The 12,710-nt window shown below is 74.4% G+C and carries 11 protein-coding genes; 5 read left to right on the top strand and 6 right to left on the bottom strand.

What is annotated here, in order from left to right; genetic code table 11:
- Nucleotides 1–63: 63 nt before the first annotated feature.
- The 3 genes from ACFYYR_RS19645 to ACFYYR_RS19635 form a co-directional block, all read right to left on the bottom strand.
- The gene (locus ACFYYR_RS19645) at nt 64–750 is read right to left on the bottom strand and encodes an HAD family hydrolase (protein ID WP_388854659.1); all 687 of its coding nucleotides are present in this window, start codon (nt 748–750) and stop codon (nt 64–66) included.
- A gap of 89 nt (nt 751–839) precedes the next feature.
- On the bottom strand, nt 840–1,325 hold the full coding sequence (locus ACFYYR_RS19640) for an Lrp/AsnC family transcriptional regulator (RefSeq protein ID WP_388854656.1): 486 nt from the start codon (nt 1,323–1,325) through the stop codon (nt 840–842).
- A gap of 284 nt (nt 1,326–1,609) precedes the next feature.
- Nucleotides 1,610–3,112, bottom strand: coding sequence for an FUSC family protein (locus ACFYYR_RS19635; RefSeq protein WP_388855415.1), 1,503 nt, complete (start codon nt 3,110–3,112; stop codon nt 1,610–1,612).
- 533 nt (nt 3,113–3,645) lie between these two features.
- Between ACFYYR_RS19635 and ACFYYR_RS19630 the strand changes: the two genes are divergently transcribed.
- Nucleotides 3,646–4,884, top strand: a complete 1,239-nt coding sequence (locus ACFYYR_RS19630; RefSeq protein ID WP_388854653.1) for a nitric oxide synthase oxygenase — start codon at nt 3,646–3,648, stop codon at nt 4,882–4,884.
- 86 nt (nt 4,885–4,970) lie between these two features.
- Here the strand turns inward: ACFYYR_RS19630 and ACFYYR_RS19625 are convergent, their stop codons facing one another.
- Together ACFYYR_RS19625 and ACFYYR_RS19620 are read right to left on the bottom strand one after the other, a co-directional pair.
- Complete coding sequence (locus ACFYYR_RS19625) at nt 4,971–5,900, bottom strand: sirohydrochlorin chelatase (RefSeq protein WP_388854650.1); 930 nt, start codon at nt 5,898–5,900, stop codon at nt 4,971–4,973.
- Nucleotides 5,901–6,446: 546 nt separating this feature from the next.
- The gene (locus tag ACFYYR_RS19620; RefSeq protein ID WP_388854647.1) at nt 6,447–7,448 is read right to left on the bottom strand and encodes an N-acetylglucosamine kinase; all 1,002 of its coding nucleotides are present in this window, start codon (nt 7,446–7,448) and stop codon (nt 6,447–6,449) included.
- Nucleotides 7,449–7,657: 209 nt separating this feature from the next.
- Between ACFYYR_RS19620 and ACFYYR_RS19615 the strand changes: the two genes are divergently transcribed.
- Entirely contained in the window at nt 7,658–8,365 is a 708-nt protein-coding gene (locus ACFYYR_RS19615) for a hypothetical protein (RefSeq protein WP_388854644.1), read from the top strand.
- A 116-nt stretch (nt 8,366–8,481) separates the two neighbouring features.
- Nucleotides 8,482–9,159, top strand: a complete 678-nt coding sequence (locus ACFYYR_RS19610; protein WP_388854641.1) for a uracil-DNA glycosylase — start codon at nt 8,482–8,484, stop codon at nt 9,157–9,159.
- 37 nt (nt 9,160–9,196) lie between these two features.
- On the opposite strand, the gene ACFYYR_RS19605 is transcribed toward ACFYYR_RS19610, so the two are convergent.
- On the bottom strand, nt 9,197–10,282 hold the full coding sequence (locus tag ACFYYR_RS19605) for a WD40/YVTN/BNR-like repeat-containing protein (RefSeq protein ID WP_388854638.1): 1,086 nt from the start codon (nt 10,280–10,282) through the stop codon (nt 9,197–9,199).
- A gap of 355 nt (nt 10,283–10,637) precedes the next feature.
- On the opposite strand from ACFYYR_RS19605, the gene ACFYYR_RS19600 reads away from it, so the two are divergent.
- Nucleotides 10,638–11,321, top strand: coding sequence for a TetR/AcrR family transcriptional regulator (locus tag ACFYYR_RS19600; RefSeq protein ID WP_388854635.1), 684 nt, complete (start codon nt 10,638–10,640; stop codon nt 11,319–11,321).
- Between the two features lie 50 nt (nt 11,322–11,371).
- On the top strand, nt 11,372–12,583 hold the full coding sequence (locus tag ACFYYR_RS19595; RefSeq protein WP_388854632.1) for an acyltransferase family protein: 1,212 nt from the start codon (nt 11,372–11,374) through the stop codon (nt 12,581–12,583).
- Nucleotides 12,584–12,710: the final 127 nt, after the last annotated feature.

Below are 12,710 nucleotides of genomic sequence, written 5' to 3'. Positions count from 1 at the left end.
GAACGCCAGGTGCGGTGCCGGAGCCGTGCCAGGCCTGGACAGCAGGCCGGCGACCCCGTGCCCTCAGTCCGGCGAGGTCACCCAGGCGAAGGCGGTCCGCGCATCGAACTCGCCCTGGCCGCCCGGGAAGACCAGCCCCGCCGTGCCGAACTCCGGTGCCCCGGCGGTCGACGGCAGATACGGAACGGCGACACAGCGCATGCCCGCCCGGTGGGCGGCCTCCGCCCCGGGCGGGGCGTCCTCCAGGACGACACAGTCCGCCGGCGGCGCACCGAGCCGCCGGGCCGCCTCCAGGAAGACGTCCGGCTCCGGCTTGCCGTGCGCAACCTCCTCCGCCGAGACCACCGTTGCCATCAGTCCGGCCAGGCCGGTGGTGGCCAGCACCGTTTCGATGGCGGCGCGGGAGGATCCGGACGCCACCGCCATCCGGATCCCGGCCGCGTGCAGGTCGTGCGCGAGCGTCCGCATCCGGGGGAAGGCCTCGGTCGACTCCCGGGCCAGCGCGAGGTAGTGCCGGTTCTTCCCCGCGAGCAGCTCCTCGACCGGGGCCTCGATGGCGTACTCGCGGCGCAGCACCTCCAGGGTTTCCCGGGTCCCGATCCCGATGAACCGGGCGTGCTGCTCCCAGGTGAAGCCCGTGACGCCGTACTCGGCGAGCAGCCGCCGCCCCGCCTCGTAGTAGTTCGGCTCACTGTCCACGAGGGTGCCGTCGAGGTCGAAGATCACAGCGGGTCCGCGGGAGGAGCTCATGCCCCCAGCATGCCAAGCCGTCCCGCCCCCGCCCCGGGCCGCCGGGCCCCGACCGGCACCGCCCGACCCACGGCAGAGCGGACCGGGGCTCAGCGGGGTCGCGCCGCCGCCCGGCCGATCGCGTCGACCAGCGGCAGCATCCGGTACGGCACCCGCTCCCGCAGCGCGACCTCGGTACGGGTCCGCACCACGCCCGGCAGCTGGATGAGCCGCTGGATGATGTCCTCCAGATGACCGTTGTCCCGGGCGGCCACCCGCGTCATCAGGTCACCGCCACCGGTGATCGAGTACGCCTCGATGATCTCCGGGACCTCCGCGAGCGCGTCCCCGACCTCGTCCAGATGCCCCTGGGTGACCTCGATGTGCACGAAGGCCAGCACCGGATGACCGAGGGCCGCGGGGGAGAGCCGGGGGCCCGTGCCGGTGATGACCCCGTCCCGCTCCAGCCGGGTCAGCCGGGCCTGCAGGGTGCCCCGGGCCACCCCGAGCAGCCGGGCGTACTCCCGCACGCTGGTCTGCGGCTGCTCCAGGAGCAGCCGCAGGATGCGGGCGTCCAGCGCATCCACCGGAGCCATGGGCGGGGTTCTCCGTTCGACGGGGACGGACGGGACGGGGCGGGCGCACCCCGCGGGAGGGCGCGGGAGAGCTGCCGCCGACTGTACCGACGGCCCGGCCGCGCGACGGCACCGGCGGCCCGCTCCGGCGACGGTGTCCACGGCCCGGCCGGCCAGGTGACGATGCCGGGAGCCGGGAGCCGGGAGCCGGGAGCCGGGAGCCGGGAGCCGGGAGCCGGGAGCCGGGAGCCGGGAGCCGGGAGCCGGGCCCGGGGCCCAGGAGCCCCGAGCGGGGCGCGGCCGGATCAGGCTTCGGCCAGCGGCGGGCGCGGGCTGCCGAGCAGCGGCGCGGCCAGCCCGGCGAGCGCCTTCTCCAGGTCGTGCAGATGCGCCAGGGCCCGCTCGGCACCCGGGTGGTGCCGGGGCGCGGCCATCGCGGGGTCCCCCGCTGCGACGGGACTCTCACCGGTAGGAGCCAGCGTGTGCAGCGCCGCCTCGACCCGCTGGCAGGCGGCGGTCAGCCGGGCGTCGTGCGAGGCGTCGGGGTCGGCGGCGACCGCTGCCAGCCCCCGGGCCTGCACCACGCAGTCGTCCAGGTGCGCCATGACCCGCCGCGCCCGTTCCCGGCGCTCGCGCAGCGGGCTCAGCGGATGCAGCAGCGGCGCCAGCGAGACCCGCACCTTTCCCAGGAGGAGTTCCAGCTCGGCGGCGTGCGGGCCCGGGTCGGCGGACGCGTCCCCGGACAGCCGGCGCGCGGACTCCGCCGTGCAGTGCCGGACCGACACCAGGGCCCGGCGTATCCAGGCGTCGGTCGCCGCGTGGGTGGTGATGGGGAGGACGACGGCGATGGCGACGGCCGCGCCGAAGGCGCCCACCAGCGTCTGCTCCAGGCGCAGGGCCAGCAGGCCCGGGTGCAGGACGCCCAGCAGTCCGTAGAGCAGGCTGGCCATGACCGTCACGAAGAACATCATCCAGCTGTACGAGGGCGCTGCGGTGTAGAAGATCCCGAAGACGCAGACGGCGACCAGGACGGCCGTCGGCACGGCCGCGCCGTGCAGCGGCACCGCGGCGACCATCCCCACGGCGATGCCCGCCAGGGTGCCCACGACGCGGCGGAAGCCGCGGACCATCGTCTCGCCGCGGGACGCCGTGTTCACGAAGATCCACCACGCCGTGCCCACCGCCCAGTACCAGCGCTCGTCGGACACCAGCTGCCCGAAGCCGAGCGCCAGGGCGCACGCCACGGTGCACTGGAACGCCTGGCGCGTGGTGGGGCGGTCCATGCCCCGGGCGGCCAGGGGCGCGGGCGCCGCGGCGGGCGGGCTGCCGCGCTCGATGCACCACAGGCCGAACCGGACCACGGAGGACACCACCAGGGCCAGGGCCACGGCCAGGTACAGCTCGGGCAACTGCGCCGGGACGGCGTGCAGGAACTGCGTCATGAAGAACGTCATGAACGCGAAGATCCCCAGGGCGTGCCCGCGCGGGCCCCACCGGCGGGCGTACACCCCCGCCCAGACGACGGCCAGGAAGGCGGTGTCGCGGATCAGCGTGTGGTCGTGCAGCGCCGTCGCGAGGGCCAGCACCGGGAAGCCCGCCACGGGCAGCAGCGCGGTGGTGACCGCCTGGCCGCGGACCGTGGCATCGGTGACGGTGAAGAGCGCGAGCAGCGCGGCGAGGCCCCCGGCGATCGCCGCGACGACCGACTGACCGGCCAGGCCGGCGGCGGCCGCGGCCGGCGCGACGCCCAGCACGGCCCGCGCCGACGTGCGCAGCCGCACCCGGCCCGGATCCGGTGCCACGAACATCCTCTTCAGCACTGCTTCCGGCTCCCCTTCCGCCCTGCAAGGAACGTGCAAAGAAAAAGGCGCCGCGGAATCCCGCAGCGCCATCGACGCCCCCATGAAAACATTCGGCCACCCGCTGGCTCAAGGGAGTCCGAAAAGACTGGGCCAATGGCCCATTCCGGAGGCGTTCCCGCTGGGCCGGAATGAGCCAACGGGCCAGGACCGGGGCCACAACGGCCTCGGAACCGGAACCTCCGCGCGGGCCGGATCCGGCATCCCGCCCCGCCCCGGACAGGCCCGCACCCGCCGCCCCGGCGCAACGTCGCACTCCGCCCCGGGCGGGAGCGTCCGCCCGCGCCCGGAGCAGCGCTCGCGCGGCCCGGCGCGCCGTCGCGACGCCCCCCGGTGCGCCCCCTCACGCCGTCCCGACCTGCGGCGCCGCCCCGCGGCCCGTGCCCCGGGCAGATGCACCGTGCAAGAACAGGGTGGATCAGCTCCCGCGAGGGGTAACCCGGCCGCATCGCGCCGACGAACGGTATGCCTGGGGGTGGGTCATGCGGAGGTACTTGCGCCGTGCGGACAGGGGAGAGGCGGAGGCGTACGGCACCGGGCCGGACCCCTGCGACGAGGCCCGCGGCCGCCCTCCGGCGGCGCTCCGCCGGCCCCGGCCCGGCGGCCCCCGGAAGGGATCCGTCTGGCAGGAGGCCCAGGACTTCCTGCGGCTGTACCACCGGGAGGAGCCCCGCGCCGGGGACGGGGAGAAACGTCTCGCCGAGGTGCGTGCGGAGATCGAGGAGCGGGGCACGTACCGGCACACGCCCGGCGAGCTGGCCTTCGGCGCCCGCGTCGCCTGGCGCAACAGCAACCGCTGCATCGGCCGGCTGTACTGGCGCTCGCTCCAGGTCAGGGACTTCCGGCAGCTCGACGACGCCGCGTCGATGGCCCGGGAGTGCGTCGCCCATCTGCGGCTCGCGGCCAACGGCGGCCGGATCCGCCCGCTGATCACCGTCTTCGCGCCGGACGAGCCCGGCCGCCCCGGTCCCCGCATCTGGAGCGAACAGCTCGTGCGCTACGCCGGGTACGGCCCCGGCGGCTCCCTGGCGCACGGCGATCCCCGCAACACCGGCATCACCGCACTCGCCCTGCGGCTCGGCTGGCCGGGCGGCCAGGGCACCCCGTTCGACGTCCTCCCGCTGGTCCTCCAGGGGCGCGGCGAGGAACCCCGGTGGTTCGCCCTCCCGCCCGACGCGGTGCTGGAGGTGGCGCTGGAGCACCCCGAGGCCGGCTGGTGCGCCGAATGGGGGCTGCGCTGGCACGCCGTCCCGGCGATCGCCAACATGTGCCTGGAGATCGGCGGCGTGCGCTACCCGGCCGCGCCCTTCAACGGCTGGTACATGGGCACCGAGATCGGCGCCCGCAACCTGGCCGACACCGACCGCTACGATCTGCTGCCCCGCATCGCCGAGCGGCTGGGCCTGGACATCTCGACGGACCGTTCGCTCTGGAAGGACCGGGCGCTCGTCGAACTGAACCGGGCCGTGCTGCACTCCTTCGACCGCGCCGGGGTCACCATCACCGACCACCACACCGAGTCCCGGCGCTTCCTCACCCACATCGACCGGGAGCGGTGCCGGGGCCGGGAGGTGGGCGCCGACTGGTCGTGGATCGTGCCGCCGCTCTCCGGGGCCACCACCCCGGTCTTCCACCGCACCTACGACGCCACCGAGCGCCGTCCCGCGTTCGTCCACGGCCCCGGGGCCCAGGCCCGTGCCCGGGGCGAGTACCCGGGCTGAGCCCGGGAACGACAGCGGGCCGGAACCCCGCCGATGCGGGGTTCCGGCCCGGGAGCCGTGCGGACGAGCCTGTTCGGGGAAGGCTGTCAGCGGGCTCCGGCGCTCTGGTTCTGCAGCGTGATGCCCAGCGCGGACGCGTACTGCGACAGCGCCAGCTTGCCGATCGCCGGGTAGGAGCCCAGTGCCTCGGCGGCCGAGCAGCCGGCCTCGTCGGCCGCGGCCTTCAGCAGGCCGTCGGCGACCTCCGGGCCGATCAGATACGGCGCGAGCGCCAGCTGCGCCGAGCCGGAGCCGCGGAGCTGGTCGGCGGCGCGGGTCACCGAGCCGTCGATGTCCAGCGCGGCGGCCAGCACCGGCACCGCCAGACGGGCGGCGAGCAGCATGCCGGTGATACCGGCCGCCTGCACCGCCTCCTCACCACCGACGGTGGCGAGGATGATGCCGTCCGCGGCGGTGGCCACCGTGAACAGACGGGCGCGGTCGGCGCGCGCGAGCCCGGCTTCCGACAGCCGGACGTGCAGCGCCTCGGCCAGCAGCGGGTGCGGGCCGAGGACATCGGTCAGCTCCGCCGCGGTGCGGCTGTCCATGACGGCCTGGCGTATCCGGCGCATCAGGGCGCTGTCCGGGCCGGCCAGCAGCGGAACGACCACCGCGACGGGTCCGTCGTCGTCCCGGCGGGCGGGGGGCTCTGCTCCTTCCTCCTGCCGGGCGGCGGCCCGGGCGGTGCGGTCGGCGGCGGCGCGGGCCAGCACCGCGCCCAGCGACGGGAACTCCGCGTCGTCGCCGTCGACATATCCGATCTGGGCGTCCAGGCCGGGCAGCTCGGAACGCGCGATGCTCACCGCTTCCTCGGCCAGGCTCCGGGTGTCGGGGCCCGGAGTGCCGGGAACGGCGAGAACGAGCGCGGGCGCACCCTCGGGAGCCGCCACCGGCTCCGGTTTGCGGTGTCGCCCTGGCTGGCGGGGACGCGGCATTCGTACAGGCAGGCCGGACGCCGGCCCTGTGGGGGTGCTCATGGCGCCGCATGTTAATCCCTTTGCGGGCTCGGCCGTTCGGGGAGGGGGCAAGCGTGCGCCGGTCGTCCCGATTTATCCGCCGCTTCGATCAACGGCCGAAGCCCTGCGCCCTGTCGTACCCACGACAACCGGCCACGACCGGCATCCCCCGCGGTCCGTCACATGACGTAACACCGCCCGCCCACCGGAACAACCCATGCCGCTCCAGCAAGATGACGTGCCCCGCGTCGGAACCAGGGCCACGGTGACGAGCCCTAAAGGTGGGCCACCGGCGGGAGGGGGCGGGGCCGCAGGGGTGGGGGTTCCGGAAGCTGCCGTGTATTTGTGGGCCGCCAGGCCCGTAAATATACGTTCCGGAACCCCCCCCCCCGCGGGCCCCGCCCCCCCCCCCCCCCCCCCCCCCCAACCCCCCCCCCCCCCCCCCCCCCCCCCCCCCCCCCCGGCCCCGCCCCCACGACGCACCTCGCTCCGCCCCCAGGACGCCCCGCACCCCGCGCTCAGGGCGACGCACCCGGCCCCGCTCACCACGACGCACCCCGCCCCCGGTCAACCCCCCACCGCCTCCGGCACATGCAGCATCCGGGAGTCGACCGGAAGGGCCAGCCGGCCCGAGGCGAGCGCCGCGGCGATCCCCAGCGCCCCGTCCAGCGGGTCACCGGCCGGTTCCACCGGCTCGGCGTCCGGGAGCTGCCGGGCCAGTTCCTCCCGCAGCGGAGCCAGCAGCGGCTCGCCCATCCGGAACAGCCCGCCGGTGAGGGCGAGACGACACCCCACGGTCTCCGGGCGGACGGCGGCGGCCGCCTCCACGATCGACCGGGCGGCCTCCCGGAGAACCGCCCTCGCCACCGGGTCCTCGGCGGCGCACCGGCCCACCTCGGGAGCGAACCGGGCCAGTACGGCGGCCCGGTCGGCACGCGGATAGAGCAGCCCCGGCATCCCCGCCGCCGGACCGAACACGGCTTCCAGTCGCGCCAGCAGAGCCGCCGACCCTCCCGCCCGGCCGTCGTGGGCGCGCAGTGCCGCCTCCAGGCCCGCCCGGCCGATCCAGGCTCCGCTGCCGCAGTCGCCCAGCAGATGTCCCCAGCCGTCGGCCCGCCGCCAGCCACGCCCGGCCGGGCCGAGATCCGTACCGACCGCGATGAGCCCGGTCCCCGCCACGACCACCACGCCGGCCTGCTGTCCGAGCGCCCCGGCGTACGCGGTCACCGCGTCGGCGGCGAGTGCCAGCCGCCGGGCCCCGAGCGCGTCCGCCAGGGCACCGGGCAGCCGGGCCCGCAGCTCGTCGCCGAGCGTCGCCATGCCCGCCGCCCCGACGGCGACGGCGGAAGGCGGTCCGTCGGCGCCGGTGCGGCCGAGCAACTCGCGCGCCGCGGGCAGCAGAAGCTCCAGGAAGTGACCGGCGTCGACACCGGCCGGGCCGATGCGCGCGGGGGTGTCGGAGGCCACGGTGGCGACCGGCCGGGCGTCGTCGGGCCGGGCGATCGCGACGCGCATCCCCGAACCGCCCGAATCGACACCGAGGACCCATGGGGACGGGGGTGACCACATGACCCGGCTCCAAAGTGAGAAGGAGAGCAAGCGGAAGGGGGCGACGACCGCAGCCTAAGCGGGAACGCGGGCGGATTCCTCGGCCGCAGCGGCCGCCTTCCCCGTGTTAGCCGGACGTTAGGGGAGTGCCAGCTTCGCGATAGCGGCCCCGAGCAGAGTGGGTGACGTACCGAGGAGACAACGACACCGACTGACCCGGGGGACCTGACATGAGCTCCAGTACCACTGTCGGCACCGCTCGTCGCCGCAGCCTGCGCATGGCCGCTCTGGCCCTGACCGCAGCCGCCGGCCTGAGCCTGACCGCCTGCTCCGGCTCGGACACCGCCGGCGCGAAGCCCGCGGGCCGCACGGACAAGGGCTTAGCTTCCGCCGAGTCCAGCGGCGCCGGCTCCTCCGCCGGCGAACAGGGCTCCGAGGCCGGTGCCGAGGTGGGCACCAAGGCGGGCGCGGGGGGCAAGCAGTCGGGCAGCGCGCGCACCACCGACGGTGGCAGGGCGGCATCCCCGGTCCGCACCCAGCGGCTGGCGGACGGCGTCAGCAAGGCCGAGATCTACAAGGTCGGTGCCCAGCACTACCGTGCCAAGATCGTCGCCCGCGGTTCGGTCCTGGCCACGATGGAGGCGAAGGAGCACGACGACGGGCTCGACGCCAACGACATGTTCGTCGTGCTCACGTCGGACGGCCAGGTCCAGTCCTGGATGGGCGGCGGACACCAGGGACCGGGCACCTTCAAGATCGAGGGCGGCTGGACGGTCAAGGTCACGAAGCTCGGCGACCTCCACTACCGCGCGCAGTTCTTCAGCGAGAGCGGCGACGCGGACGACACGGTGGAAGCGAACCAGCACGACATCGGGTTCGTCGCCAACGGCGTGTCCATCGTGCTCAGCGCCGGTGGCGTGATCAGCGCCCACCAGTAGAGGCCCGCCGGCTGCGGTGGTGGATCCGGCTCCGGCGGGGCGGCTCCACCACCGCAGTGTGCCCTGTACGCCGGAAGCGGCGGACCGCGCTCCGTACGCCAGTAGAGTGATCCCCTGTGGCAGCACTACCGTTGAACGAAGTTGTCGAGCCCGGATGGGCGCAGGCCCTGCAGCCCGTCGCCGGACGCATTGCCGAGATGGGTGACTTCCTGCGCGCGGAGATCGCCGCCGGCCGTACCTATCTGCCCGCCGGAGCCCATGTCCTGCGGGCCTTTCAGCAGCCCTTCGACGAGGTGCGGGTGCTGATCGTGGGGCAGGATCCGTATCCGACCCCGGGAATGGCCATCGGGCTCAGTTTCGCGGTGGCTCCCGAGGTGCAGCGGCTGCCCGGCAGCCTGGAGAACATCTTCCGGGAGCTCAACACCGACCTCGGACTGCCCCGCCCCTCCAACGGCGACCTGACCCCTTGGACGAAGCAGGGCGTGCTGCTGCTCAACAGGGCCCTCACCACCGCTCCCCGCAAGCCCGGTGCGCACCGGGGCAAGGGCTGGGAGGACATCACCGAGCAGGCCATCCGCGCGCTGGTCCAGCGGGGCAAGCCGCTGGTGTCCGTGCTGTGGGGGCGGGACGCCCGCAATCTGCGGCCGTTCCTCGGCGACCTCCCGGCGATCGAGTCGGCGCATCCCTCACCCATGTCCGCGGACCGCGGCTTCTTCGGCTCACGGCCGTTCAGCCGCACCAACGACCTGCTGATCCGCCAGGGCGCCCAGCCCGTGGACTGGCGGCTGCCCTGAGCCGGCGCGCGGGCGCGCCGCCTCGCCCTGGCCGGTGTCACGCGACGGCGGCCGCCCGCACGCAGAGCACGTCCGGCAGATGCGAGGCGAGCCGGCTCCAGCTGTCGCCGTCGTCCGCGCTGGCGAAGAGCTCACCGTTGCGATTGCCGAAGTAGACGCCCGCCGGGTCGGAGTCGTCCACGCACAGCGCGTCCCGCAGCACCGTGCCGTAGTGCGGCTCCTCGGGGAGGCCCGCGGACAGCTCCTGCCAGTCGGCCCCCGCGTTCTCCGTGCGGTAGACCCGGCACCGCCGGCCGGCCGGTACCCGGTCGGAGTCCGCGGTGATGGGGAAGACATAGGCCACGTCGGCGCGGTGCGGGTGGGCGGCGACGGAGAAGCCGAAGTCGGAGGGCAGGCCCTCGCCGATCGACGTCCAGCCGGCCCCGGCGTCGTCACTGCGGTAGACGCCCCAGTGGTTCTGCAGATACAGCCGGTCGGGGTCCCCGGCGTCCTGAGCGATCTTGTGCACGCACTGCCCGAACTCCGGGAAGTGATCGGGCAGGAAGACCGCCTCCACCCCGGAGTTGGACGGGGCCCAGCTCTCCCCGCCGTCCCGTGACCGGTACACCCCGGCCGCCGATACCGCGACCGTCACCGCGTCCGCGTTACGCGGGTCCGTGACGACCGTGTGGACGGCGAGCCCGCCGCCGCCCGGCTGCCACTCCTCCCGCGTCGGGTGCTCCCACAGCGGCCGCACCAGCTCGAAGCTCTCGCCCCAGTCCTCGGAGCGGAACAGCGCCCCGGGCTCGGTGCCCGCGTACACCACGCCGGGCGCCGCGGGCCCCGCCGGATGCAGCTGCCAGACCCGCTCCAAGGAGGTGCCGGTGTCCTCGGGGTAGCGGATCGCGGGCTGCTTCGGCTCGTGCCAGCTCGCCCCGAGGTCGTCGGAGTGGAACACCGACGGCCCCCAGTGCGCGCTGTCCCCGCCGGCCAGGAGCCGGGGCGCGGAGCGGCGGGTGTCGATGCCGACGGAGTAGATGGCCTGAGCCGGGAAGTGGGGGCCGTCGAGGCTCCAGGCCCCGCCTCTCCGTCTGCCGACGAAGAGCCCCTTCCGGGTGCCGACTGCAAGCAGGACGTCGGTCATGTCCGACCACCTCCGGTGACGCCGTTGTCTCCAGTACGGGCCAGTCTGCACCCCCGCACCGACAACAGCGCCAGGCTTGTCGTCCGCGCAGGTCAGGCGGCCCGGTGATGCTGCCCGGCCGCCGTGGCCGCCGGCTCGCGTGCCGCGCCGCGGGCGCCGCGGGGAGGGCGCAGCAGCTCCCGCCCCGGCGGCACGGCACCGGCCCGCCCGCTCCCGACGATCCTCGCGGCCGTCCCGCCCCGGTGTCCGTCCCGCTTCGATGATCCCCTCCCGGCGCCTGTCGGCTGCCGAGGCGCGTCCAGGCCCAACGGGAGCTGTTTGGAATGCAGTTGGCCATGTGGTTAGAATTTTGGCCATGCGGTCAAAAAATGATCCCGGCGGCCGGTCCGGCGCGGGGAAGGGCGAGCGGAAGGGCGGGGAGCCGGAACGCTCGTTCATCGAGAAGGCGCGCCGCGCCCAGATCGTCACCGCCGCCGTCGAGACCATCGCGGCACTCGGGTTCGCGAAGGCCTCACTGGCGCGGATCGCCGAGCGGGCCGGGATCAGCAAGGGCGTGATCTCGTATCACTTCGCAGGCAAGGGGGAGTTGATCGAGCGGGTCGTCGAGCAGGTCTACGAGGAGATCGGGGCCTTCGTCGGGGGCCGGCTGGACGACCGGTCCGGGGCCACCAGGTGGCTGCGCGTCTACATCGAGTCGGTCGCCGAGTACATGCTCGGTCATCGGACCCAGCTCATCGCGCTCGGCGAGATCTTCCACCACTTCCGTACCGATGACGGGGCGCCGCGCTACGGGGTCGCGTCGAGCGAGCCGCTCTACGTGCGGCTGGAGAACGCCTTCCTCGAAGGGCAGCGAAGCGGCGAGCTGCGCCCGTTCGACGTCCGCGTCATGGCCGTCACGCTCCAGGCCGGGATCGACGACATGTTCGCGTACTGGAGCGCGCATCCCGAGCACGATCTGGCCGCCCATGCCCGCGAACTCGCCGGCATCTTCCAGCGCGCGACGCGCGCGGACAACGCACCGCCCGAAGCACAGCAGTGAACGAAGCACAGCAGTGAACGAAGAACAGCAGTGAACAGGAAGAACCTTCCATGACAGCAAATCCGGAACACGCGGCGGTCAGCGCGGCCCGGCCCGAGCCGACCGCCGCAGCGCGGCCCGAGCGCCCGCGGCTGCTCCACATCGACAACCTGCGGATCGCGCTGACGGCGCTCGTGGTGCTGCACCACACCGCCGTCACCTACGGCAACATCCCCGCCTGGTACTACACCGAGCCCGCCGAGGACGGTTCCGGGCTCTTCCTGGATGTCCTCGTGATGTTCAACCAGGCGTTCTTCATGGGGTTCTTCTTCATGATCGCCGGGTTCTTCACGCCGGCCTCCTACGACCGCAAGGGCGCGCGGCCCTTCGTCCGGGACCGCCTCAAGCGGCTCGGCATTCCGCTGCTCGCCTTCCTCCTGCTGATACGCCCCCTGGCGGACTTCGGCGGGTACGAAGACCTGCGGGCGACCTTCGCCGAGCGCGGTGAGTCCCTTCCCTACTGGATCTACTACCTGCTGAGCTGGGACGCGGGCCCGCTGTGGTTCGTCGAGGTTCTCCTCGTGTTCGCCCTGCTCTACGCGCTGGTCCGCCGCCGGACCGCGAGCCGCCTCTCCGGCTCCGCCGTGGAGGCCGGCCGGGAGACGCCGCGGGTCCCGCGTCCCCCGCGGCCGCTCGCGGTCATCCTCTTCACCGTTGCGCTCGCCCTCGCCACCTACCTGTGGCGTGTCCTCGTCCCGACCGACACCTACGTCCCCGTCCTCGGCCTGCCCACCCCCAACTTCATGCCGCAGTACGCCAGCTTCTTCGTCCTCGGCGTGCTGGCCCACCGTCGAGGCTGGCCGCAGGCCCTTCCCCGGGTCGCGGGCCGCGTCGGCTTCGCCGTCGCCACCGCCGCGACGCTCGCCTACCTCCCGTTCGTCACCACGGCGAACGGAGCGGCGCTCAACGGGCACGGCACCTGGCAGTCGCTGGTCACGGCCGCGTGGGAGTCGACCTTCGCCGTGGGACTCGTCCTCGGTCTGACCGTCCTCTTCCGTGAGCGCCTCAACCGGCAGGGGGCCGTCGCCGCGTTCCTGTCCCGCCATGCCTTCGCCGTCTACCTGATCCACGCGCCGGTGCTCGTCGGGCTGGGCTTCGCCTTCCGCGGCCTGCACGCCCCGGCGGCCGCCAAGTTCGCGCTGGTCGCCGCCCTGGCCCTGCCGCTGTGCTGGGCCGTCGCCTACGCGGTCCGCTCGCTTCCCCGCGCGGACCGTGTCCTGTGACGGTGGCCGTCGGCCGGGCCGTCCCGCGCGGCTGACGGCCCGGGCCACGGAGGCGAAGGCGTTCATCCGGTCCGAGCCCGGTCGGGGCAGAGGCGGCCGTTCGGCAGGGGCCTGATGCCCGGTGCCG

This window comes from Streptomyces sp. NPDC001922 (assembly GCF_042891165.1).
Classification (GTDB): Bacteria; Actinomycetota; Actinomycetes; order Streptomycetales; family Streptomycetaceae; genus Streptomyces.
This window is presented reverse-complemented; position numbering and strand designations above follow the sequence as displayed.

Excerpts from the sequence above, each read along its gene's own strand:
- ACFYYR_RS19645 (WP_388854659.1), bottom strand. The coding sequence starts at position 750 with ATGAGCTCCTCCCGCGGACCCGCTGTGATCTTCGACCTCGACGGCACC.
- ACFYYR_RS19640 (WP_388854656.1), bottom strand. The coding sequence starts at position 1,325 with ATGGCTCCGGTGGATGCGCTGGACGCCCGCATCCTGCGGCTGCTCCTG.
- ACFYYR_RS19635 (WP_388855415.1), bottom strand. The coding sequence starts at position 3,112 with ATGTTCGTGGCACCGGATCCGGGCCGGGTGCGGCTGCGCACGTCGGCG.
- ACFYYR_RS19630 (WP_388854653.1), top strand. The coding sequence starts at position 3,646 with ATGCGGAGGTACTTGCGCCGTGCGGACAGGGGAGAGGCGGAGGCGTAC.
- ACFYYR_RS19625 (WP_388854650.1), bottom strand. The coding sequence starts at position 5,900 with ATGAGCACCCCCACAGGGCCGGCGTCCGGCCTGCCTGTACGAATGCCG.
- ACFYYR_RS19620 (WP_388854647.1), bottom strand. The coding sequence starts at position 7,448 with ATGTGGTCACCCCCGTCCCCATGGGTCCTCGGTGTCGATTCGGGCGGT.
- ACFYYR_RS19615 (WP_388854644.1), top strand. The coding sequence starts at position 7,658 with ATGAGCTCCAGTACCACTGTCGGCACCGCTCGTCGCCGCAGCCTGCGC.
- ACFYYR_RS19605 (WP_388854638.1), bottom strand. The coding sequence starts at position 10,282 with ATGACCGACGTCCTGCTTGCAGTCGGCACCCGGAAGGGGCTCTTCGTC.
- ACFYYR_RS19600 (WP_388854635.1), top strand. The coding sequence starts at position 10,638 with ATGCGGTCAAAAAATGATCCCGGCGGCCGGTCCGGCGCGGGGAAGGGC.
- ACFYYR_RS19595 (WP_388854632.1), top strand. The coding sequence starts at position 11,372 with ATGACAGCAAATCCGGAACACGCGGCGGTCAGCGCGGCCCGGCCCGAG.